This is a genomic window from Lactobacillus nasalidis (assembly GCF_016587775.1).
Taxonomy (GTDB): Bacteria; Bacillota; Bacilli; order Lactobacillales; family Lactobacillaceae; genus Lactobacillus; species Lactobacillus nasalidis.
The window spans coordinates 1-216 of sequence record NZ_BOCG01000023.1; the positions used below are offsets into that span (position 1 = coordinate 1).

Annotated in this window: 1 rRNA gene; it reads left to right on the plus strand. The window is 52.3% G+C overall.

The features are described from left to right. Positions 1–216: ribosomal RNA gene (locus lacNas_RS00195) — 23S ribosomal RNA — on the plus strand; the annotation flags it as partial.

The window sequence follows — 216 nt, forward strand, 5'->3', positions numbered from 1 at the left end:
AATCCAAAGAAGACCTATCAGTATCCTGAGTAGGGCGGGACACGTGAAATCCCGTCTGAATCCGCGAGGACCATCTCGCAAGGCTAAATACTAACCAGTGACCGATAGTGAACCAGTACCGTGAGGGAAAGGTGAAAAGAACCCCGGGAGGGGAGTGAAAGAGAACCTGAAACCGTGTGCCTACAAGTAGTCAGAGCCCGTTAACGGGTGATGGCG